Source organism: Komarekiella delphini-convector SJRDD-AB1 (assembly GCF_014831675.1).
In the GTDB taxonomy this organism is placed as follows: domain Bacteria; phylum Cyanobacteriota; class Cyanobacteriia; order Cyanobacteriales; family Nostocaceae; genus Komarekiella.
In genome coordinates, this window is the sequence record NZ_VJXY01000007.1 from 200,185 (window position 1) to 222,895 (window position 22,711).

Annotated in this window: 24 protein-coding genes and 1 pseudogene; 13 read left to right on the forward strand and 12 right to left on the reverse strand. The window is 41.1% G+C overall.

Annotated elements, in window-relative coordinates; genetic code table 11:
* Positions 1-19 precede the first annotated feature (19 nt).
* Positions 20-481 (reverse strand): hypothetical protein, encoded by a 462-nt coding sequence (locus FNW02_RS09325; protein WP_348535381.1) that lies wholly within the window; start codon positions 479-481, stop codon positions 20-22.
* Positions 482-660: 179 nt separating this feature from the next.
* Between FNW02_RS09325 and petN the strand changes: the two genes are divergently transcribed.
* From petN to FNW02_RS09340, 3 genes are all read left to right on the forward strand, one after another.
* Positions 661-750 (forward strand): cytochrome b6-f complex subunit PetN, encoded by a 90-nt coding sequence (petN, locus tag FNW02_RS09330; RefSeq protein WP_010998401.1) that lies wholly within the window; start codon positions 661-663, stop codon positions 748-750.
* Positions 751-754: 4 nt separating this feature from the next.
* Positions 755-916: a hypothetical protein gene (locus FNW02_RS09335; protein ID WP_191757292.1), complete on the forward strand. Its 162-nt coding sequence runs from the start codon at positions 755-757 to the stop codon at positions 914-916.
* Positions 917-1,233: 317 nt separating this feature from the next.
* Positions 1,234-1,431 (forward strand): hypothetical protein, encoded by a 198-nt coding sequence (locus FNW02_RS09340; RefSeq protein ID WP_225225538.1) that lies wholly within the window; start codon positions 1,234-1,236, stop codon positions 1,429-1,431.
* A 198-nt stretch (positions 1,432-1,629) separates the two neighbouring features.
* Here FNW02_RS09340 and FNW02_RS09345 read toward each other — a convergent pair whose 3' ends face one another.
* The 5 genes from FNW02_RS09345 to FNW02_RS09365 all read right to left on the reverse strand — a co-directional run bounded on the left by FNW02_RS09345 (position 1,630) and on the right by FNW02_RS09365 (position 5,915).
* Positions 1,630-2,541, reverse strand: a complete 912-nt coding sequence (locus FNW02_RS09345) for a GUN4 domain-containing protein (RefSeq protein ID WP_191757265.1) — start codon at positions 2,539-2,541, stop codon at positions 1,630-1,632.
* 157 nt (positions 2,542-2,698) lie between these two features.
* Positions 2,699-4,105 (reverse strand): NAD(P)(+) transhydrogenase (Re/Si-specific) subunit beta, encoded by a 1,407-nt coding sequence (locus FNW02_RS09350; RefSeq protein WP_191757266.1) that lies wholly within the window; start codon positions 4,103-4,105, stop codon positions 2,699-2,701.
* Positions 4,102-4,395 (reverse strand): NAD(P) transhydrogenase subunit alpha part 2, encoded by a 294-nt coding sequence (locus FNW02_RS09355; protein ID WP_191757267.1) that lies wholly within the window; start codon positions 4,393-4,395, stop codon positions 4,102-4,104. The genes FNW02_RS09350 and FNW02_RS09355 overlap by 4 nt, the downstream gene beginning before the upstream one ends.
* 59 nt (positions 4,396-4,454) lie before the next feature.
* Positions 4,455-5,621 (reverse strand): Re/Si-specific NAD(P)(+) transhydrogenase subunit alpha, encoded by a 1,167-nt coding sequence (locus FNW02_RS09360; protein WP_191757268.1) that lies wholly within the window; start codon positions 5,619-5,621, stop codon positions 4,455-4,457.
* Between the two features lie 93 nt (positions 5,622-5,714).
* Positions 5,715-5,915, reverse strand: coding sequence for a hypothetical protein (locus FNW02_RS09365; protein ID WP_225225539.1), 201 nt, complete (start codon positions 5,913-5,915; stop codon positions 5,715-5,717).
* Positions 5,916-6,467: 552 nt separating this feature from the next.
* Between FNW02_RS09365 and FNW02_RS09370 the strand changes: the two genes are divergently transcribed.
* The 9 genes from FNW02_RS09370 to FNW02_RS09410 all read left to right on the forward strand — a co-directional run bounded on the left by FNW02_RS09370 (position 6,468) and on the right by FNW02_RS09410 (position 13,167).
* Positions 6,468-6,980 (forward strand): DUF2808 domain-containing protein, encoded by a 513-nt coding sequence (locus FNW02_RS09370; protein WP_191757270.1) that lies wholly within the window; start codon positions 6,468-6,470, stop codon positions 6,978-6,980.
* A 195-nt stretch (positions 6,981-7,175) separates the two neighbouring features.
* Positions 7,176-7,310, forward strand: a complete 135-nt coding sequence (rpmH, locus tag FNW02_RS09375) for a 50S ribosomal protein L34 (protein WP_015081067.1) — start codon at positions 7,176-7,178, stop codon at positions 7,308-7,310.
* A gap of 25 nt (positions 7,311-7,335) precedes the next feature.
* The gene (rnpA, locus tag FNW02_RS09380; RefSeq protein ID WP_191757271.1) at positions 7,336-7,758 is read left to right on the forward strand and encodes a ribonuclease P protein component; all 423 of its coding nucleotides are present in this window, start codon (positions 7,336-7,338) and stop codon (positions 7,756-7,758) included.
* Positions 7,745-8,137: a PH domain-containing protein gene (locus FNW02_RS09385; protein WP_162396731.1), complete on the forward strand. Its 393-nt coding sequence runs from the start codon at positions 7,745-7,747 to the stop codon at positions 8,135-8,137. The genes rnpA and FNW02_RS09385 overlap by 14 nt, the downstream gene beginning before the upstream one ends.
* 169 nt (positions 8,138-8,306) lie before the next feature.
* A complete protein-coding gene (gene yidC / locus FNW02_RS09390) occupies positions 8,307-9,458 on the forward strand; it encodes a membrane protein insertase YidC (protein ID WP_191757272.1) in 1,152 nt (383 codons plus the stop codon).
* The gene (locus tag FNW02_RS09395) at positions 9,455-9,976 is read left to right on the forward strand and encodes a Jag family protein (RefSeq protein WP_162396729.1); all 522 of its coding nucleotides are present in this window, start codon (positions 9,455-9,457) and stop codon (positions 9,974-9,976) included. The genes yidC and FNW02_RS09395 overlap by 4 nt, the downstream gene beginning before the upstream one ends.
* A 107-nt stretch (positions 9,977-10,083) precedes the next feature.
* Positions 10,084-10,593, forward strand: coding sequence for a YceD family protein (locus tag FNW02_RS09400; RefSeq protein WP_191757273.1), 510 nt, complete (start codon positions 10,084-10,086; stop codon positions 10,591-10,593).
* A 381-nt stretch (positions 10,594-10,974) separates the two neighbouring features.
* Entirely contained in the window at positions 10,975-12,489 is a 1,515-nt protein-coding gene (locus tag FNW02_RS09405; RefSeq protein ID WP_191757274.1) for an AAA family ATPase, read from the forward strand.
* 138 nt (positions 12,490-12,627) lie between these two features.
* Complete coding sequence (locus tag FNW02_RS09410) at positions 12,628-13,167, forward strand: SH3 domain-containing protein (protein WP_191757291.1); 540 nt, start codon at positions 12,628-12,630, stop codon at positions 13,165-13,167.
* Between the two features lie 97 nt (positions 13,168-13,264).
* Here the strand turns inward: FNW02_RS09410 and FNW02_RS09415 are convergent, their stop codons facing one another.
* The 4 genes from FNW02_RS09415 to FNW02_RS09430 all read right to left on the reverse strand — a co-directional run bounded on the left by FNW02_RS09415 (position 13,265) and on the right by FNW02_RS09430 (position 19,549).
* On the reverse strand, positions 13,265-15,295 hold the full coding sequence (locus FNW02_RS09415; RefSeq protein ID WP_191757275.1) for a putative bifunctional diguanylate cyclase/phosphodiesterase: 2,031 nt from the start codon (positions 15,293-15,295) through the stop codon (positions 13,265-13,267).
* Between the two features lie 575 nt (positions 15,296-15,870).
* Entirely contained in the window at positions 15,871-18,897 is a 3,027-nt protein-coding gene (sbcC, locus tag FNW02_RS09420; protein WP_191757276.1) for an exonuclease subunit SbcC, read from the reverse strand.
* A gap of 273 nt (positions 18,898-19,170) precedes the next feature.
* Positions 19,171-19,338, reverse strand: a complete 168-nt coding sequence (locus FNW02_RS09425; protein ID WP_191757277.1) for a hypothetical protein — start codon at positions 19,336-19,338, stop codon at positions 19,171-19,173.
* Positions 19,339-19,351: 13 nt separating this feature from the next.
* Positions 19,352-19,549: a hypothetical protein gene (locus FNW02_RS09430; protein ID WP_191757278.1), complete on the reverse strand. Its 198-nt coding sequence runs from the start codon at positions 19,547-19,549 to the stop codon at positions 19,352-19,354.
* A 155-nt stretch (positions 19,550-19,704) separates the two neighbouring features.
* Here FNW02_RS09430 and FNW02_RS09435 point away from each other — a divergent pair, with 155 nt between their 5' ends.
* Entirely contained in the window at positions 19,705-22,077 is a 2,373-nt protein-coding gene (locus FNW02_RS09435; RefSeq protein ID WP_191757279.1) for an NACHT domain-containing protein, read from the forward strand.
* Positions 22,078-22,183: 106 nt separating this feature from the next.
* On the opposite strand, the gene FNW02_RS09440 is transcribed toward FNW02_RS09435, so the two are convergent.
* Both FNW02_RS09440 and FNW02_RS09445 read right to left on the reverse strand, forming a co-directional pair.
* On the reverse strand, positions 22,184-22,453 hold the full coding sequence (locus FNW02_RS09440) for a hypothetical protein (protein WP_191757280.1): 270 nt from the start codon (positions 22,451-22,453) through the stop codon (positions 22,184-22,186).
* 138 nt (positions 22,454-22,591) lie between these two features.
* A pseudogene (locus tag FNW02_RS09445) lies at positions 22,592-22,711 on the reverse strand (IS630 family transposase); the annotation flags it as partial.

The following is a 22,711-nucleotide window of genomic DNA, read 5'->3' on the forward strand; positions in this document are numbered from 1 at the left end:
CTGTTTAAATATAAAGAATTTAGGCTGATGGAAAAGGTTTGAGCCAGCCAAGTTGGATAGCGGTATCGAGAGCGATCGCCCCCACTATAAACCACAATACACTTTCAAGAGCCAGCACAAAACAAGGTAAAACTTTGTTGGCAGAAGTTAACCCAAGTTCTACCTGGGTTAGTCCCCGCACCAAGCCAAAAGCTAGCACACCACCAGCTTTGAGTTGAGGATTTTTGTCAGAACGGATGATATAGCGGTAGGTAACACCAAACAGCAAGCCAGAGAAGGAAGCAACTGCACAACTCACCCACCAGTGCCAATTGGCATCTATTTGCAGACTTGCGAGTATTTTAAAATACTTTGCTAGTACTAGAGTATTCACAAGACTGGTAATGATGAAGGCGAAACACAGAGATAAACCCCCAACAATTCCGGCTTTGAGGGATTCTAAACGTTCTGCCATCAGTTGAATATCTAAATTTTCGTTCACTTAACATCTCACATATATGAAAGCATTGGGCATTGGAAATTGGGCATGGGGAATTGAAAACAGACAAAGTAGGACTTATTCAATAATTTCTTCCAGTCCCCAGTCCCTAATCCCTAGTACCCAATCCCCAGTATGATAAATATTAGAGACGTTTTGTAAATGAATTCAAAAGTGGGACTATGGCAATATTGACACTGGGTTGGGTATCACTCTTGGTTGTGTTCACTTGGTCAATTGCAATGGTAGTTTGGGGACGTAACGGACTGTAAAGGTATGGTGGAAAGTCCATTCCTGAGTATTTTGGCTTTACTTGCCGTAGTGCTGCTGGTAGTAGTAACTGGTGGTATTGGTTATTTAACACTGGCAGATTGGCGCGATCGCCGGCGTCGAGATGAAGAAAAACGAATCACCCGCAGCACTCCTAAGCGGCGATAATTCGCCCACGGTTAAACAATCTTTTATAGGGACACGATTTTATCGTGTCCCTATATTGTTTTATTTACTACCAAAAAGCAGACGATGTCTAGTTAAGCTTCTCTACGAGATGCTAGGCGTAGCTTGCTTCCCCAAAGGGATATGCCTAGGCTTTTTCTAACGAACAACCGCAAAGGTGCGAAAATCGGTAAGCTACGCTAACGCACAGTATAAACGCAATAATTTTATTAACATGAGTAATATCAGCGGCTCAATGAATTTATATGGAAACAAAAGAAATTCTTCAAGCACTCTAAAACCTGAGTATCAGCGATCGCTTGAAGATAGCTGAATCAGCATTCCAACTGGTTCTTCAAGAACAAAACTCACTTACAAAAGATCAGCAAAAACGCCAATTGGTACTAGCAGCAATAACAGCTATTGCAGACTATGAACTTGGTAGTGAATTAAATATATTTTATGACTTAGAGGGAGAAGATTTTTGCGACTATCCAGGTAAACTCAGAATCACTTAATGGAGATTTTGCAATCGCCTTTTTTAACGAAGCTTTCTAAGCACAGAGAACACAAAGGAAGAAGAGGAGTGATCGCACGGTGGAGATTTTGCAGGCGATCGCTTTTTTATCTTACCCAAAGGCGCAAAGGAAGAAGGGGAGTGATTACGGTTGTTATAAAGGTACAATTAGGTGATCGCACGAACTACAACAGCCAGATCAAAAGTGAGACAGAATACTAAGAAACGTTTTAGGAAAACATATTGGGCCAGATGCTATTCCCCAACCGACGATAGCAGGTAGATGACCTTCTGTTGCACTATCAGTAAAATTTAGTGCAGGAAAACAAGTATTCCATCCTAAATGCTCGCAAAAATGCTGCCATTCTTCATTTTGAATGTTATTAATATCAATCTCAAAATTATCTGTAATATTTTGCCAAATACACTTTTGAATGCTGTATCCAAAGCGCCCATTACTGTATTTATACCATAGATAATTTATATAATTTAAGTCTGAAAATTTGATGTTTTTTATATTTGCTTCGTTTATCCAATAACCATCTGGAGAATTTTCTGAGCCGCATAAATTTAGCAAGATAGCAAAAGTTTCTTTATCGGCTTTTTCCCATTGTTGAGCAGCTAGGAATTTTTCTAATTCACTAAAATCAGTATCGAAGATTTCAAATAAATGAGTAACATGGTTCCTCGTTTGTGATTGCAATGTAAAGAGATATTGGTAATCTTGATATTCTATAACTTCGCCTGTCCTAATCCACAAAAAGCTTCGTTTTTTGCGTCTTTTAAATTCATTATTGTTCTCTAGTACCCACATATAAAGGCTGTCTTTTTGGAATTGAATAGATAAAATATGAGATTCAATATCTAAATCAAGAGAAAATTGATTAGCCGTAATAATCTTATATTTTTGAATAGTTTTTGAATGATAATTTATTTTTTTAGGTTGCTCGTAGAACTGATATTCATCAGCAGCATAGGAAAATTTCATTAATGACCATAGTTCTATCGGCTCTAAATCTTCCTTGCTTAGATCATCTGTAGAAACAAATGCAACGATAGGAGCATCGCCTTCCATCCCAATTTGAATTATTTTTATTCCATCATTTCTCAAGCCTATCTCTAAAAATTCACATTCATTAAAAAATAAAACATGCTATTTACAATCGGCATAAATAATATTCCTACAATAATAAAACAAAACCCTACCCAGTTATAAACTAGGTAGGGAAGTTATAGCCAGTAATGGCTAAAATAAAATTTAAAATTTCTTAAAGCTGCTTCACCTCAGAAACCAACTTCGACACCATATCCTTAGCGCTACCAAAAAGCATCGTAGTTTTATCCTTGTAGAACAACTCATTATCTACACCGGCAAAACCCGTACTCATCCCGCGCTTAATCACAATTGTCTGTTTTGCCCGATCCACTTCCAAAATTGGCATACCATAAATCGGGCTGTTGCTATCACTCCGCGCCGCTGGATTCACCACATCATTTGCCCCAATCACTAAAGCTACATCAGCTTGCTCAAACTGGGGATTAATATCATCCATATCATACAACTGCGTATAGGGCACATTTGCCTCAGCCAGCAATACATTCATGTGCCCTGGCATTCTCCCAGCAACGGGGTGAATGGCGTACTTGACATCAACGCCCATCCGTTCTAATTGATCTGACAATTCCCGCACACTATGTTGCGCTTGGGCAACAGCCATCCCATAACCAGGAACAATTACCACAGAACGGGCATAACCCAACATCATCGCCCCTTCTTCGGGATCGATGCTGCGGACGGTTTGATCGGTTGCACCACCACTACTAGCAGCAGCACCACCACCAGATCCCGTGCCAAAAGCGCTGAATAGCACACTAAATAGAGAGCGGTTCATCGCCTTACACATAATTTCGGTAAGGATTAATCCAGATGCTCCTACCAAAGCACCAGCGATGATCAACATATTGTTCATCACCACGAACCCAGCCGCCGCCGCCGCCACACCTGACAACGAGTTCAACAGCGAAATTACCACCGGCATATCGCCACCACCAATGGGGATGACGAACATTACACCCAACACTAGGGAAACAGCAACCACTGCTAAGAATATGGGTAAGCTATCCGGTGTGATGATTAAGTAGGCGCTACCTACTACATAAGCACCCAGAAGCAACAAGTTAAATGGTTGCTGGAAAGGAAATGTAATTGGTGAACCGCTGATTAAACCTTGCAATTTCGCAAAGGCGAGAAAACTACCTGTGAAGGTAACACCACCGATTAACACATCCAACAGCATGGAAATGTTGACATCTAACGGTATTGGTTGAGAACTATCCAGTAACCGCCAGAATTCTGCAACGGCAACTAATGCCGAAGCTGCACCGCCCAAACCGTTGAGTAAACCCACCATTTGGGGCATTTCGGTCATTTGGACTTTGTAGGCAACGATCGCACCAATCCCTGAACCAATCGCTAAGCCCAACAATATCATCTCGTAATTCAACACATGCTGATCCAGCATTGTCGCTGCGATCGCCAGCAGCATCCCCACAGCCGCGATAACATTACCGTTCCGCGCTGTAGCAGGTGATCCCAGCTTTTTCAAACCCAAGATGAATAAGGATGCAGCGACTAAATACGTCAGCTGAATGCCAGTTGGTAAAAAGTCGCTCACGCCTTAATCTCCTTTTTCTTGAACATTTGCAACATTCTATCTGTGACTAAAAAACCGCCCACAACGTTGATTGTTGCCAATACCACAGCAATCAAACCGAGAATTACTGAAACATTCGTATCTCTCGCGCCAGCAGCCACTATTGCCCCAAGTACCGCGATGCCAGAAATCGCGTTTGAGCCTGACATTAAGGGCGTGTGTAGAGTCGGTGGTATTTTGTTGATGACTTCAAAGCCAATAAAAGATGCCAAAACGAATACAAACAAAGCAGCAAGTAATGCTTCTGTCATTCTTGAAAAACTCCTAATTATTAGTTCGGCTTGTAGGGGTACAACATGTTGTGCTCCTACTAACCTGCGCCTACACTGCTCAAAGCTTGTAGCGCATCCCGCACTCGTTGATTGCGAATTTCACCAGCATGGGTAACGCAAGCCGCATCCACGATGTCGTCGGCAAAGTTCACCTGCACAGCTTTGTCTTTGATCAGTAGTTGGATCAACGATGTCACGTTTTTGGAATACAGTTGGCTAGCGTGGATTGGCATCGATGATGGGAGATTGATGGGGCCAATAATTGTTACGCCATTCCACACAATATCTTTGCCGGGTTCGGTGCAGGCGCAGTTACCACCTTGTTCAGCAGCCAAATCCACAATTACGGAACCTGGTTTCATTTGTGCCACCATTTCTTCTGTAACGAGCCGTGGCGCTTGTCTACCAGGTACTTGGGCTGTGGTAATTACGACGTCAGAATTTTTGATGTGTTCAGTGACAACTTCCTGAGTGCGTTGTTTACTAGCCTCAGAAATTTCTTTAGCGTAGCCGCCAGCCGCGACGGTTTCTTCTTCTAATTTGACTTCAACAAATTTAGCCCCTAAGCTTTGTACTTCTTCTTTGACGGCGGGACGGATATCAAAGGCTTCTACTACTGCTCCTAAGCGTCTAGCGGTGGCGATCGCTTGCAATCCTGCCACACCAGCACCCATAATAAATACTTTCGCTGGGGCGATCGTTCCTGCGGCTGTAGTCAACATCGGGAAGTATTTCGGTAATGCCGCTGCGGCAATCAATACTGCTTTGTAACCTGCCAGTGAAGCTTGCGAGGACAAAGCATCCATACTTTGCGCCCTGGTAGTGCGAGGAATCATTTCCATACTCAAGGCTGTGACTTGGCGATTTGCTAGGTGCTGCGCCACCCCCGGATTTCCTAAAGGATTGAGGAAGCTGACTAAAACAGATCCTTCTTTGAGCAAATCAATTTCTGAGCGTCCATCTTCTCGCTCTTGCGGGGGGCTAACTTTCAGCAAAATATCTGCTTCGCCCCATAATGTGACAGAATCACCAATAATTTTGGCTCCTGCTGCTTCATAGGCAGCATCGCTAAAAAATGCTCGTTCTCCTGCACCTGCTTCTACCCACACTTCCAAACCCTGTTTTACCAATCGGGCAACGGTGTCAGGAATCAATGCTACACGACGTTCACAAACTTCAATTTCTTTAGCAACTGCTATTCTCATGAAATCTCCTGGAGATAAATACCTAATTGCCAAGTACGTGATTGTCCAGATGAAGGACGTTCCACACCTTTTATAGTGCCTGGGCGGGAACTATCAGCCATGACTTTTACTAGTAAATCGAATGAACTTTTCCTCTCCCACTCTTAACTCTTCAGGCAAAGCCTCACTTTCTTGTGAAGTTCTGATTGAACACCGAACTTCTGAGCGTTGGCTTCCAGCATCAGATTTTTCGGAAACCTCGGTTGAGACTTTCCGCTTACCGCTTGCAGATGTCACAGTTTCAGATAGTTGCAAACAGGATTATATATTGCACATCCTAAGTGATTCCCAAATTTTGCATCTTTGTCTTCAGCTTATTTTAGGGATTGAAAAATTTTGGTATTCCTTTCTTGATATAGTGCAATATTCATCAAATTTTTTAAGCTTGATAATTTCCAAACAAAATTTTAATGATTATTACTTTCGATTCAAAGCTTATTTTAATCAATTTATCCCAATTTAACTGGCGATCGCTGATGGTATGGATCAAGTTTTATCACAAAAATCTTAAATTTAGATACACTTATACATATTCAGAAACACAATCGTATCCCAACTGTGTTTCTGTCTAGTTCAAATTTGACCAAGCTACTAATACAATCAGTATTCCGCAAGGGCAATGCAGCAAGTATTAACTAAGCAAAATAAATAACTAAGTAATTTTGCTCCCCCAAGCCTCTAAGAAAGGTGGCACTTTTTATTGTCATTGAGCGTCCATTGTCAGGAAGTCAGTAGTAAAGTTTAGTTACGAATACTAACACAATTATTTTAGATAACAGATTTAGATTTTGGTAGAGGAGCCTAACAATGCGACGTTTACTTTCAACTTTAGCTGTGACTAGCTGTTTACTGACTGGATTTCCCGTAATCAGCTGGGCGCAGAGCTTACCCGGATTTACACTGTTTAGCGGCATCAAAAGCGAAAATCAGCTACCCTTCCGGTTAGATTTTGGTGGGCAAACTAATAGCACAGATCGTTATATACTAAGAATTCCAGAACAAAAGATGAAGTTGGCAGTGGCTCAATTTGCCATTACCTACCCTGATTATTACAAAGGAAATTTTGATCCCAAAAAAATTGAGGTACGCGTCAAAGGCAAAAAAGTTCCGCTTTCAGAAGTGAAGTGGGACAAAGAAGGTAAACTAATTAACATTTATCCCCAAGAGCCAGTGCCAGCAGGAAACAAGGTTGAGTTAGTTTTATCTAACGTACGAAACCCAGCCTTTGGGGGAGTTTACTATTTTAACTGTCAGATTCTTTCGCCTGGCGATGTGCCACTTCTGCGTTACTTAGGAACCTGGATTTTGAGCATTAGTTAAGTTAGAGGCCAAGGGTAGTCATTGCGTTGGAATGGTTTCCCGGCTTAAAGTCAAGTAGCGTTCAAGGGTTATGAGGTATTTGACCTTTAACTTTGGACTCTTGACTTATTTTGCTTAATCTCTACTTTTTTAAGAGTAGAGTGATACAATAAGAGATTGTGACTTTTTGTAAAAATCACCTAAGAGGAGAACAGTATGCAGAGAACCTTGGGCGGCACTTGCCGTAAGAGAAAAAGAACTTCTGGTTTTCGCGCTAGAATGCGGACACCAGACGGAAGAAACGTGATTAGCGCTAGAAGAAAGAAGGGTCGTCATCGTCTGAGCGTTTAGGGCACTTGCAGCCAAAAGAATAACTGTGGCTTTGCCCAAAGCAAATCGGTTAAAATCTCGAAAAGATTTCCAGGCAGTTTTCCGGGAAGGAACTCGGCGTCATGGCTTTTACTTAACATTGAGAGCTTTAAAGCCTCAACATGCAAAACAACCTTCTTTGGATACTGCCACCAAGAATACACAAGTAACGGACTCAGCACATCTTGCCAGCACACGAGTTGGCATTTCGATTAGTACAAAAGTCAGTAAGAGGGCAGTAGTTCGCAACCGGATCAAACGGCAGATCACCGCTGCTTTGTATAATTTGCTGCCTAAATTATCACCAGGATGGCGGCTAGTGGTCGTTGTGAAACCCACAGCAGCAGAATCTAAGTGCGTAAGCCCACAATTTCTGCAAGAATTAGAGCAGTTGTTGGCACAAGCCGAGGTGTTCGATGGGCATTCGTGAAGATATTTATTATGAGGGTGGCCCTCATATTGGAGATTTAATTCTCAACCTGCTGATTGGGCTAACTGTAGTTGGGATACCATTGACAGTCGGAGCAATTGTCAGGGCATTGTGGCTGCGTTTCCGGATCACAGATCGCCGGATTACTGTGACGGGAGGTTGGAAGGGGCGCGATCGCACTGATGTAATTTACTCAGAAATTGTCAAAATCGTCAAAGTCCCTCGTGGCATTGGCTTTTGGGGCGATATGGTGCTAACCCTCAGAAATGGCAGTCGTCTAGAATTGCGGGCTGTTCCCAAGTTTCGCGAAGTCTATGACTACATCAACGAAAAAGTAGCTGCTAAAAATCCCCAATATAGTGCTACTGCCAACAAGTGATGGGAGCAGAGGAGCAGGGGGAGAATAAATACTGACTCTTGACTCAGCACTTCTTTACTCAGCACTCCTAATGTGCGGCTATCCGTAGCGAAAGATAGTCGCCGACAAACTATGATTTAGATAAATTAGATTCAGTCAGTTTACAGTACCTCAGGTTGAATTCAGAATAATGGATTTTGGTATCGGGTTTCTCTCAAACAACGTAATGTTGCCAATCATAGATTTTTTCTATGGCATTGTGCCTAGCTATGGATTGGCGATCGTTGCTTTGACACTGATAGTCCGCTTTGCGCTCTATCCCCTGAGTGCTGGCTCAATTCGCAACATGCGGAAAATGCGAATTGTACAACCTCTAATGCAAAAGCGGATGGCAGAAATCAAAGAGCGCTATAAAGATGATCCGCAAAAGCAGCAGGAGGAAATGGTTAATGTCCAAAAAGAATTTGGCAACCCCTTAGCAGGCTGTTTTCCATTACTAGTGCAAATGCCAGTTTTGTTAGCCCTGTTTGCCACTTTGCGAGGTTCGCCTTTTGCAAGTGCTAATTACAGCGTTAACCTACAAATCTTTCCCGCAGAACAAATAGAACAAATTCAACCGCAAGCCTTTGCTACAGCTCCTCAAAATATTTATGTTGCTGATGGGGAACACGTTAAAGTAGCTGCAATCCTTCCTAGCGGAAACAAGCTAGCGGTAGGAGAACAAACCAAAATACAGTATCAGACCGTTGAGGGCAAACCATTTCAGGTACTCTTAGCAGAACACCCAGAAAATAAGCTGATTCCTGAATGGAAAGTCACCAAAGGTGAAGATAGAGTAAAAATTGATGCTCAGGGCAATGTAGAAGCCTTGCAACCGGGAGAAGTTACCATTCAAGGAACAATTCCTGGACTAGCAGCAGAAAAAGGCTTTTTATTCATTGATGCCTTAGGCAGGGTTGGCGCAACTGATCCAGATGGCACAATCCATTGGGATATCGTTGCCATGATCGTCTTCTTTGGGATCAGCCTTTATGTTAGCCAATTGCTCTCCGGGCAAAATTCCAGTGGTGGCAATCCAAACCAGGACACAGTTAACAAAATCACCCCAGTTATCTTTTCTGGAATGTTTTTGTTTTTCCCCCTACCGGCTGGAGTGCTGATGTATATGGTAATTGGTAATATTTTCCAAACACTGCAAACCTATATTCTCTCTCGCGAACCCTTACCAGAAGAACTGCAAAAAATTGTTGCAACTCAGGAGAAGGAAGCAGCAGTCACAGAACAGAAGGCATTGCCATTTGAGCCAAAAAGTTCTAAGAAAAAAGCTACAGGGGGATCATGAGCAACAACCCCATGCAGCGAGGTCAGCAGTGGTTAAAATCACTGCTTGAACTCACTGGGATATCTGCTGAGATTCAGGGTGATTTAGAAACTGCTCAATCTCAAGACGGTGATTCCCCAGAACCAGATAATTACTGGTTGACGATTGATAAAACTAATTTGACGCCAGAACAAATTCAACTGTTAATTGGTGTTGATGGTTCTGTCCTGGATGCGATACAGTATCTAGCTAATTCGGTGCTAAATCTGAGCCAACCCCAGGAGGAACAAGCTTCTTACACAATTGAGTTGAATGGCTACCGCGTTAAAAGACAAGCTGAAATTCGGGCATTAGCCGAAGCCGCAGCCGATGAAGTACGCTTTTCTGGCCAAGAAGTGGAAATAAAATCCCTCAGTTCGGCTGAACGGCGTCAAGTCCATACCTTCTTAAAAGACTTTGGAGATTTGGAAACCTTCAGTCGTGGTAAAGAACCGCATCGTCATTTAGTTGTCCGACCGGCAGTAGCGGTTGAATCATGAGAAGCTAGCTCAGTGCAAAATATCTCCTGTCGCTAATAAAATAAAGATGTAGTGTCAGCATAATTGCTGATAGTCACCATATTTCGTGAGGATGTCTCACAAGTCCTATGGACGCAATTTATATTCCGCAGCTAGCTAAAGCCCCGGAGCGGACAGAGGAAGTTCAGGTTAAAGAGTTTTTGCCTGGTCTGGAAACGTTGACACCAGTTCGCGGTCGCGTTCGTGTGCAGCATCAAGGCAATTACCTGGAAGTGTCTGGTCAGGCAGAAGCAATTATTACTTGTACCTGCAACCGCTGCTTACAGCAATACAATCAACGTTTGGGTATTGATACTAAAGAAGTTATCTGGTTAGACGAAGCCGCTAATCAAGCACAAGACTTGCCTTTAGAGAGGGAAGTGGCTATGGAAGATTTAGTAGAAACCATATCACCTGATGGTTATTTTTATCCCAGCGAATGGTTGTATGAGCAAATGTGCTTAGCAATGCCTCAGCGCCAACTATGCGATCGCAATTGTCCAGGTATCATTAGCAATACTATCGATAGTTCCGAAAATCCAATTGATAACCGTTGGGCTTCTCTGGAAGCACTAAAAAAGCAACTTCCGGGATTGTAAGTAACTTTAAACTTTGTTAATGTGCCGTTTGGTGCGTTATGGCGCAATTATTAGTGCATGGCTAGAGCGTCTAACGCACCTCATAAATATCTCCAAACTAAAATTATAAAATCTTACTTTATATTTATTTTCTTAAATAAGAACTTTGTTTGAAAGGCGATCGCTTGTGAAATAGACTAATCCTGGACGGAAAAAATAGCAAAGGAGTTATGAAAATAAAAGTCCTTAGTTTTTGTCTAGTGATTGGTCTGTATTCGACAACTTATTCTCACTAGTCGAATAAATTTTAGCAATAAGCGATACTAATTAACTCTCATTATTGGTTTTAGTTGTTAGAGACAATACAAACCTGAATAATGAGAAAATAACTAACAGCTACTTATGAACTTCCGTGACGAGTTTAAACTGCTGCTACGTGCCCGCTACCCGTTGATTTATATTCCTACCTTTGAGGAAGAACGGGTAGAAGCAGCTATTCGGGAAGAAGCAACCAATCAAGGTGCGCGCCCAGTATACACTTGGGATTTTGTCGATGGTTATCAGGGAAACCCCAATGATGCCGGATTTGGGCGGCGTAATCCCCTACAAGCTCTGGAATTCATCGAAAAATTACCAGCCGCCGCGCCAGCGGTTTTAATTCTACGAGATTATCATCGCTTTTTAGATGATGTAGCGATCGCTCGCAAACTCCGCAACCTCGCCCGACTTCTCAAATCTCAACCGAAAAATATCGTGTTGCTGTCGCCGCGCATTGCTATTCCTGACGACTTAACCGAAGTTTTGACGGTTGTCGAGTTCCCCTTACCCGCAGCCCCAGAAATTAAACTGGAAGTGGAACGCTTGCTACAAAGTACTGGTAACACCTTACTTTCTGCCAAAGTACTAGACGATCTAGTGCGCTCTTGTCAAGGACTTTCTATGGAGCGCATTCGTCGAGTTTTGGCAAGAGCGATCGCTACCCACGGTGAATTGCAACCAGAAGACGTAGATTTGGTTTTGGAAGAAAAACGCCAAACCATCCGTCAAACCCAAATCCTGGACTTTTACCCCGCCACTGAGCAAATTTCTGACATTGGTGGATTGGATAATCTCAAAGACTGGCTCCTCCGCCGGGGAGGTTCATTTACTGAGCGAGCGCGACAGTACGGATTACCGCACCCCCGTGGTTTAATGTTGGTGGGTATTCAGGGAACTGGTAAATCGTTAACAGCAAAAGCGATCGCTCATCACTGGCATTTACCCCTACTACGTTTGGATGTGGGACGATTATTTGGTGGTTTGGTGGGTGAATCAGAATCTCGCACCCGCCAAATGATCCAAGTAGCTGAAGCCCTTGCTCCCTGCATTTTGTGGATTGATGAAATAGATAAAGCCTTCTCTGGACTTGGTAGCAAAGGTGATGCAGGCACAACCAGCCGCGTTTTTGGCACTTTTATTACTTGGCTAGCCGAAAAAACCTCACCTGTATTTGTCGTCGCTACCGCCAATAATATCCAAGCCCTACCGCCGGAAATGCTCCGTAAAGGACGGTTTGATGAAATTTTCTTTGTAGGTTTACCTACCCAAGAAGAGAGAAAAGCGATTTTTAATGTTCATTTGTCCCGATTGCGTCCTCATAACTTGAAAAGTTACGACATCGACAGGTTAGCTTATGAAACGCCTGATTTCTCTGGGGCAGAGATTGAGCAAACTTTGATTGAAGCAATGCATATTGGATTTAGCCAAAACCGCGACTTTGCTACCGACGATATTTTAGAAGCAGCCAGTCAAATAATACCTTTAGCGCGAACCGCTGTAGAGCAAATTCAGCAACTTCAAGAATGGGCAGCTGCGGGGAGAGCACGTCTAGCATCGAAACATAGCCCTTTAAGCGATGCTTTCGGCAAGCTACGCTAACACATTCAGTGGCAGCTACAATAATGGATTAGTCCAGAGTCAATAGTGCATAGTCTAAAGAAACTGCCTTTAATACTTGACGTTTGACTCTTGATTATTGACCATTGACTCTTGACAATTGGTGATCAGGTTTTAACTATGTTGTCTGGCTTACTAAAGTTTACCCTTGGGTTTTTCTTAGCGATCGCTGTATTAATAGGTGGCGGCGTTGCTACTGCTCTCTATTTCATTAATCGAACCGCCATACCCCCTGCCAAACCCATTTTTGCCAATGATAGCCCAGCTGTGAAAGCCCAAGCTCCCAAAGCAAAAGAGACGGGAGCAAGCAATCCCACCTCGACATCTGGAGCTGCAATTAAATCCTCTCCTAGCTCAACCTCTACTCCTAGTCCTACCGAATCACCCAAGACTGTTCAATCATCAAAACCATTGCCACCAGGAACGTATCGAGGGCGTGTAAGTTGGGCTGAAGGCTTGAGCTTGCGGGCAGAACCAAATCAAGCAGCCCAACGTATTGGTGGAGTTGGTTTTAATCAAAAAATTATCATTTTGGAAGAAAGTGAGGATAAAACTTGGCAAAAGATTCGTGTGGAAGCTAGCGAACAAGAAGGTTGGGTAAAAGCAGGTAATACCGAAAAAGTTGACGAACAACAGCCTGAAATACCACAGCAACAATAGCAGTGTAAAGCAGGCTGCCAATAATTAGCAGCCGTTGTTTTTTTAAAATTAGCAAAATTTACGAGCTACCTCACTGTGAGTTGCATTTCAATGAATTTTATGCAACTAAAAAAGAGGTGCTAACTCTGCGGTATTTGCGCTTTCTCATTAATTTTGTTGCATCTTCAACTGATACAGGATGACTGAAAAGATGACCTTGCATTAGTTCACATTCAATAACTCGCAATAAATTGCATTGTTCTTCGGTTTCCACTCCTTCAGCAACAACTGTAAGGTTAAGTCCACGCGCCAAAGCGACTATCGCAGTTATCAAGACAGCATCATTAGGATCATTAGCCAGATCGCATACAAAAGATCTATCAATTTTTAAGGAATTGACAGGAAAATGTTTTAGATAACTCAGAGAACAATAACCAGTGCCAAAGTCATCTATGGAGATGGAGAGACCCATGTTATGGAATTCTCGCAAAATAGTTTTAGTTAAATCAACATTCTGCATAGCAACGCTTTCAGTAATTTCTAACTCTAAATACTGAGGTTTTAATTTTATTTCTGATAAAATCTGCGTTACTATATTGACTAAATTGTCTTGCTGAAATTGCCTTGCAGAAAGGTTAACTGCTACTGATAATAATGGTAAGTCTAAAGCTTCCTGCCAAGCTTTATTCTGAGCACATGCAGTTCTTAAAACCCATTCACCAATGGGTATGATCAATCCAGTTTCTTCAGCTAATGGAATAAATTTTTCAGCAGGAATTAAACCTAATTCAGGGTGTTGCCAACGCAGTAGGGCTTCCATTTTTGAAATTTCACCTGTGTTGATATTAACCTGAGGTTGGTAGTAAACTTGAAATTCTTGTCGCTCTAAAGCAGAGTGTAAGCTATTTTCCAAAATTAACAATTCTGAAGCGCGCGAATTTATAACTGAGTGATAATATTGATAGTTATTCCGTCCTTGTAATTTAACACGAGATAATGCGGCATCAGCATGTTTCATTAGAGTTTCTGTATCTTCTCCATGCATAGGATACAGAGCAATCCCAATACTGATGGTAATATGCAAGTGGTGATTTTCTATATTAAATCCTGCTTTGAAAGCTGCTAGTATTTGCTCTTGTATACAGGCAACATCCTTAGCATCATTAATTTCAGGTAAAAGTAGGGTGAATTCATCGCCTCCCCAACGAGCAATAGTATCATGCGATCGCAGATATTTTTTGATGCGTTGAGCAGCACCTTTCAACAATTTATCTCCAATAGCATGACCTAGTGTATCGTTGATTCTTTGGAAGCGGTCTAAATCCAAAAAACATACAGCTAGTTTACTATTATTTTGATGCGCTTGTATTAATGTCTCACAAAGCCGCTCATTAAATAACGCTCGGTTAGGTAGATTGGTCAAAAGGTCATGCGAAGCTTGATAACGAATTTTGGCTTCTGCAAAGTTATGAGCAGTGACATCGCGAAAACTCCAAACTCTGCCAACGATTTTGCCGTTAATTTGTTGCGGTTGAGAATAACGCTGGAATGTTCTGCCATCCTTAAATAGGATTGCATCATTAACATTATGAATTTGTGTTTCCGATTGAAGACATAATTCTCTAGCTGTAGCAAGATGCTTTCTTGGATTTTCTAGCTGTTTTGCCGCCACTCTCAGTGCTTGTCTGTAATTCCCTGACTTCATTAACGACTCAGGGATGCACCACATCTGAACAAACTTTTGATTAAAGCCTGTAACATTACCTTTACTATCTACCACTAAAATACCGTCGGCAGTGGATTCTAGTGTCGCCTGTTGCAAAGAAAGGAGTTTTTCTAGTTCTGCCTCTATACGCTTACGTTCGGCAATTTCCCTCTGCAATAATCCAGTAATATTTGTCCATACTGGATTAAGAAATGTCCACACACCACAAGTATTTGTCTGACAAAATACCATTTTTTCGCTTTTTTGCATCAGCAAATGGTGTTTAATCTCGCTTCCTAGTAGGATTTTTACGAGTAAATTAGCAGTGTTTTTATCAACATTTGCTTGTATATTCCTGAATCTTGGCAAGATAAAATTTGAGATATATAAGGCGATTAGTTTTGCCCCTAAGCAGGTAAATAAACTAAGCATCAACAACATCATGGTAGTTTTTGCTATAGTAAACGCTATATTGTTGGTATGTTTAGATTTTTCTTTATATTCATGCTAAACACCTAATTTGACAATCTAATATGTAATTTATTTTAGCTAAAGTGTTTGGTTTTACCTCTATTAGTTTATCTAAATATGAGGTTTAAGTTACACATGAAAATTTTATAATAATTACTCACAATATTTTTTAATCTTTTTATAGTACTCTATATGTATGCCAAATGTATAACGTGCTTTTGATTTTAAAGTAGTATTTATATGCCCTAAGACAGATGTCAAAAAATAAACATAATACTAACACGATTTAAAACGCTTTTAGCTAAGAAAATTGAGCATAAATAAATTATTTCTAATCTCAACAACTACATTTGTTTAGATAATTATATTTGGTGAAACTTTATATTTGAAGACTCTGCTTAATAATAAATTCTTATCAAAAATATGATAAAAAACTTGAATACAGAAGTAAAAAGATAATATATCAGTATTGTTGAATATTAAAATTGCCTAAGTAATTTTCTTTTTTTAGTGTTGCTTTATTTTAAAATAAAACTGTTATAAATTGATTAAATTAATAAATTTAACTGCGAACCTTGCTGGGTTTTGTTGACTTCAATTCTGGCTTGGAAAGCTTCTTTGAGGTGGGGCATATGGGTGACGGTGAGGATGCAGGCAAAATCAGCAGCGATCGCATTAATCGCCGCAATCAAGCGATCGCAACCTTCTGCATCCTGTGTGCCAAATCCTTCATCCACAATCAACAATTGCAACGCCGCTCCCGCTCGTTGCGCCAATAATTTCGCTAAAGCTAACCGGATAGAAAAGTTAATTCTAAAGGCTTCGCCACCAGAGTAAGTTTCATAAGCTCGCGTTCCTCTAGCATCAGCGATTAAAATATCCAGGGTATCTATTAGCTTGGCATTTTTCTTCGTTGACCTACCACTGCGTCCGGCTTTTTGAGTAATAAATTGTACATGTAACTGATTAGCACTTAGTCGTGAAAGCAGTTGATTAGTTTCGGCTTCCAATTGAGGCAACACATTCTCAATCATCAGTGCTTGGATACCATTTTTACCAAATGCCTGCGTTAATTCCTGATAAACACGATGTTGCTGCTTGCAAGATTGCAATTGCTGCTGCTGTTGTTCGTACTGAATTTGCAGTGTTTCTAGTTGGTGAGCTAGCTGTTCTAAACGCCCTAACTTTGCTATTTGCTCATCGAGTTGCCTTCTGCGTGTTGCTAGCTGTTGCTCTAAAGCTTGAATTTGAGCAGATGGATTGGTCGTTGCTTCTAACTGCTTGATAATGCTTTCAATTTGGCTTGCAAGGTTTTGCCGCTCGGTTAATCTGGCGCTTCTGGATGCTTCTAACTCTTGCAATCTCGTCTGGAATTGAGGATACTGTTGCTCGGCTGATAACAGTTGTTGATAGCGTAAATGCCAAGATTGAGCTTGGCGTACAGCCATGCGTAGATTGTTATGCTGCTCTGAACTGTAGCCAATTTCAACAATTTGACGCTCAAGAGCCGCGATTTGTTTAGCACAATCAGAATCAGTCTGATCCTGCTGAATTCTGGTTTGTAATTGGGCAATAGTGGTTTGTAGTTCTGGTTTCCGGGCTGCTAGTTGCGCTTGTCGCTTGGTAGCATCTTTAATCTGCCCTTGTTTAATTTCTGCCCACCGCCACCGCTCAACTTCGCTCCGGGCGAGGGCGTGGTCTTGTTCATTATAATTAACTTGTTGCAGATATTGATCTAGCTGCTGGAGTTCAGCTTGTTTATCGGGAGCGTAATCACCCGCTTGGAGCGATCGCTCTAGATGCTGCTTTTCGGCAGCAATTTGTTGTAACTGTTGTTGGACATCAGTTGTAGCTTCCAACTGTGCTGCTAACTGTCCACGTTGTTCGTGTAAACCATCGTAACTTGCCAACTGTTGAGATATTTCTCTATACTCTTGTCTAAGTACCTGAATTTCCCTATCTGACACAGCCATTTGTTCTCGAACTACCCAAAACTGTCCTTGAGTATCTTGTAACTCAGTTTGGGTTTTTTCCACCACACGGCTCCAGTGATGTTCATCCAAAGGACGTTCGCACAGAGGACAAAGAGCATCAGGATTCTGGAGCATTTGTAATTTTTGCTCTAGTTCTCCTAGTAGTTTTTCGTAGTCACGTTGGTGAGCTTGCAGACGTTCAATAAAGTGACGTCTCTCCTGTCCTTTTTCCTGCACTCTTTGCAGATAAACCCGCTTTTTCTCCAACTCCTCAATTTGTACTGCTACATCCATCACCGCTTGTTGAAGTTGTGGTTGGCGTTGTGAGGAGCGTTGGAGTTGGTTTTCTGTACTTTGCAGTTGTTCGAGTCGTGCGACTAAACCAGCATGAGTGCGATCTAGTTGGCTTTGTAAAGTGGCTCGTTGCTGCAACAAAGGAGTTACCTGCATTTGCAGTTGGTCAAGACGAGCAACATGATGACGCGCTGCTGTCAATTGTGCTAAAGCTGCTTCTACTTCACCTGATTTAGTGAGAGTTTGCTGAATGTCTCGCTCTTGCTGATGTAAAGCTTCTAATTGGGCTTGGGCTTGTTGCAGTTGCCGTTCAATTTCGTGAATTTGTTTGGTAAGCTGTTGTTGCTTTTGTTGACGAGTTTGTTGGGCGCGGGTGTATTCCTCAAATTTGGTAGCAAAAGCTTCTTCTTGAGATTGCAGACTTTGGTATTGAGCGTATCCAGATTTAATCTCAACTTGCTGATTTAATATTTTTTCTATATCTGATAGCTGTCCACCAATAGTTGACCGCTCTTGTTGGAGGCGATCGCAGTCTTGGGTAAGATTCTGATATTGCTGCTTGACAAAGCTGAGTTGTTGTTCCCAATTTTGCCGCTGGTGCTGGACAACTTGCAGACTTTGTAATTGAATATTGTCAAACGCTTGCACCTGTTGCAGGTGGTTAAGTTCAGCTTCTAACTCGGCTCTTTGCGTCTCGGTTATCTCACGTTGTTGCAGCTGAGTTTTAATCGAGTCCAAAGAACGTTCTAATTCCTCCGCCCGTGCTTTAAAATGACGAGAAGATTCTTTGGCCCGTTCTTCTAAATCATCGTACTGATTGAGTTTCAACAACTCCGCTAAAATTTCTTTGCGTTCGGTGGGGCGCTTGAGCATGAATTCATCTGCACGACCTTGACGTAGGTAGGCAGAATTAATAAAAGTATCGTAATCCAGCTTGATGTGTTCTAAAATCAAGTCTTGTGTCGCCCTAACTCCTTTGCCAGTCAGGGGACGAAACCCAGAGGCGGTTTCTATTTGAAATTCAAGAGCGCCAGTTCCACCCCGAATTCGGGTACGAATCACCCGATATTTTTGCTGGTTATTTTGGAAAGTAAAATCAACCCGAACTTCTTTCGCGCCAGAATGAATAACATCATCTTCCGTTGTAGCGCGGCTTTCGCCCCAAATTGCCCAAGTAATCGCTTCCAGAAGGGAAGATTTACCTGCACCATTGGAACCAGAAATACAAGCCGTATGCAAACCACGAAAATCTAAAGTTGCATCACGGTAACTGAGAAAGTTTTTGAGAATAAGTTGTACTGGGATCATTCCGGCTATAGCGCCACATCTACTTTTAATAATTAAGAGTACAGATGCACTGTTTGTTAGTTTAGCTATCTAAATATCAGGTTTCTAGTCTTGAAGACTTCAATTTTACAAAAATTAACAATAAGATGAGTGCTTTTTTCTTGTTGCGTGAATAATTTTTACTATCTTCAGAGAAAAATTAAACTCACTTGGAGGCTTTCGCTTATTTACCTCTGTTGACCAAGAAGAAAATAAGCCAAGAAGAGTTGTTCTCAGGGTTGAGAGAGATGATTTTTACTCGACTTCTCCAGGTTCCGCTACTTTCCAGAACAGAGGTAGCCAGAAATTCTCTTCGCCATGACTATCTGATGAGAGTAGATTTTGTGGATAGTCGTAAAAGATAAAAACCCGCGTTGGCGGGTTTTGTTTATCTAGTTCCCCGACTGCTAGCCACAAAAACATAATTTTAGTTTGATTAATTGCGATCGCGATCGTTTGATCCTGACCGAGGTATCAACAGTCCACTATATGTACTTACAGCAAATTTTGTTAAATCTATAAATTGAGGGCGACTCTTCTCATCGATTAATGCAAGCATGAGAGAACCAATCACCATAATCACTGTCACAGTAGCTAGTACTTCATCCCTAGAAGGAAATTTTTTGAATAACATTGACGTATTCCTAAATCCATTGATTTACTAAACCTACTATCTCAACTATGACTGAGAGATTTCGCTCAAACTTAGGCTGACATACCCTAACATTGCCTTACATACCTGTACTCTTTAGATATAGACTGACTTTTAGGTGATTGTGAGATTAGCCAATGCAACCGTTACCGCGTAACTTCTTGACGCAGATAGCTCGTAAGTATGAGCTTTCTCCAGAGCAGGAGGAGGCTTTTATAGAACGGTTTAATAGGAACAACGAAGACGAAATAGAACTTGCTGCGGCGCTTCATATCTCTCACAATGCTTTTCGTACTCGCATGAGTGGAGTTTATAGCAAGTTCAGTATCAGCGGTAAAGGCCCAGGTAAATTTTATAAACTTCGCGATTTACTACTTAAAGAGTATCAAAAATCTAATTCTTCTCTAGTTTCTGAGGTTTCAAAAGATGACATAAACGCCCTAGTTCAAGAGGTACGAAAAAAAATAAAATCCAGTATCCACGAACTTTGTGGCACAATGCGGGTGCTAGATATGACTCAACCCATCGGGTTGAATGACATCTACACTAGTGTCAACATCTTAGAGAAAATTACTGGACAGCAGCGGTTAGGAATTAATGAATTATTGCAAGAATGTACAAACGAGGATTTTGACCGCTTTACACTGGCAAGAATCACTGCAAAACGAGTGCCAGGACTAGAGGCGGTAGAGAAATATCCCAAATTAATGATTTTGGGTAAGCCAGGAGCAGGTAAAACTACGTTTTTGAAGTATTTAGCGATTCAGTGTATTGGAGGTGAGTTTCAAGCTGAACGTGTGCCGATTTTTGTCAACCTCAAAAACTTTGCGGAAGCTGTAAATAAGCCTAGATTATTAGAATATATCACTGAAGACGCAGTAAATCCTATCTCTTCTATCAAAGATGTGATCAAGCATGGCGAGGCGTTAGTTTTACTCGATGGGTTAGATGAGGTTAGAGAAGAAGATAGCGATCGCATCTTAAATGAAATTCGTGAGTTTTCTGACCGTTTTCCAAACAATCAGTTTGTCATGACCTGCCGAATTGCAGCACGTGAGTATACCTTTGAGAAATTCACAGAAGTAGAAGTTGCTGATTTTGACGATGACCAAATTTCCAACTTTGCTAACAACTGGTTTAAGGGTAAAGCTATAAAACCAGAGACTTTTATTAATCTTCTCGAAGAAAATAACCGCATCAAACAACTTGCCGCCAGTCCTTTGCTGCTAACACTTCTATGTTTAGCATTTGAAGAATCAGGCGATTTTCCAGCAAATCGTTCTGAGTTATATAAAGAAGGACTAGATGCGTTATTGAAAAAATGGGATGCTAAGCGGGGAATTCAGCGCGACCAAGTTTACAAAAAGCTATCAGTTCAACGTAAAGAAGATTTACTTAGTAAAATTGCACTAATTACCTTTGAGCGTGGTGACTATTTCTTCAAGCAAAAAGCAGCAGAACAATACATCATAGATTACATTCGCAATTTACCTACTGCTAATACCGATGAGGAAGCATTACAACTCGACAGTGAAGAAGTTTTGCATTCTATTGAGTATCATCACGGTTTAGTTGTAGCAAGAGCGAAAGGAATTTACTCCTTTTCTCACCTGACATTTCATGAGTATTTCACAACTAGAGAATTTGTGGTTGTGAGACAGTCATCAGAAGAGGCGTTACAAAATCTTGTTAACCATATTACCGAAAAACGTTGGCGAGAAGTCTTTTTGCTGGCAGTTGGAATGTCGCCAAGTGCAGATAGGTTATTGCTGTTGACAAAAGAGAAAATTGATTTGATACTGGCTAGCGATCACAGTTTGCAACAGTTCCTTACGTGGGTAACAGAGAAATCTCTTTCTGTTGAGGTTTCGTGCAAAACAGCAGCAATTAGGGCTTTCTACTTTAACATCGACCTTGAGATAGACCCTGACCGTCCACTTGGCTGTGCTATTGACCAGCCTGGAACTTGTATTCTTGCTTGTGCCAGTTTATTAAGTCGTGCTCATAATAAACCTAACCTTACCACTGATACCATTACTATTGCTCAAAATATTGTTGATCTTAATAGTAAGTATTACTGTGAGTTTAAATCCGCCTTTGCTATTGCTCTAGCGCGTGACAACGCCATTGTTCATATTCTTCGTGACCCTAACACTGATTCTCAAAAAAGATATGAACTGCAACAAATCAAGGAAGATTTATTACAAATACCAATTTTATATAATAATGAGAATGAATCCAGAAATTGGTTAAAAGACTGGATTGGAAATAAAAGACAGACTAGGCTTGATAGCATAACATCTCAATTAGTTTTAAAACATAAGTTTGGTAATCACTGGCAGTTTACTGATGAGCAAAATAAACTACTAAAGCAGTATTACAACGCCAATCTGCTATTAGTTGAGTGTCTCAATAGCGATTGTTATGTCAGCCGTGAAGTGCGACAGCAAATAGAAGATACTTTACTATTACCCATCGTAGAGATTAATCAGCGTCAGCAGCAATTTTAAATGCTCATATAGCTGATAGTTGATTTTTTAGTCCCACAGGTAACTCAACTCTTATATCCGTTACCTATCTGTTGCTAAAAATAGCAATTCAAGATTCAGTTTCGATTTACTCTTTATCTAATATCGAATTATCAGGTAACTGCCAGGAACGTCCTTGACAATAAACATAACCATTTGTGATAGAAATACCAAACATTTGTCGCATAATTTTGGTTGCTTCTTTCCTCTCCTCATCCGTCAAATAATCCTGACCCTTAAAACCTGCTCGATAACCTCCAGGATTACCACCAGCATCGATATAACGCTGTTTACCAATTTCTAAAATTTCTTGGAACCTAGCATACTTTTGTTTTTGTTCTTCAGTCCAATTTGACATAATTACAAGTCCCAAGTAGTCGGAACAATATCACCATTCTGCAAAATCATCGCAATTGGCAAGATTGGGCTGGGGCTATTTATGTACCAATTGCCACTTTCTTCATCATAGAACGTATTACCGAGTAAATCTATAGGGCTAGTATTTGATTTCTGAAAAAAATCCGTACATCTGGAGAGACATAAAATCAAAAGTAGTGTTTTGGATAAACCATTCAAACATCCACTTTAAATGAGAGAATGTTGGAATTAAAGCGCA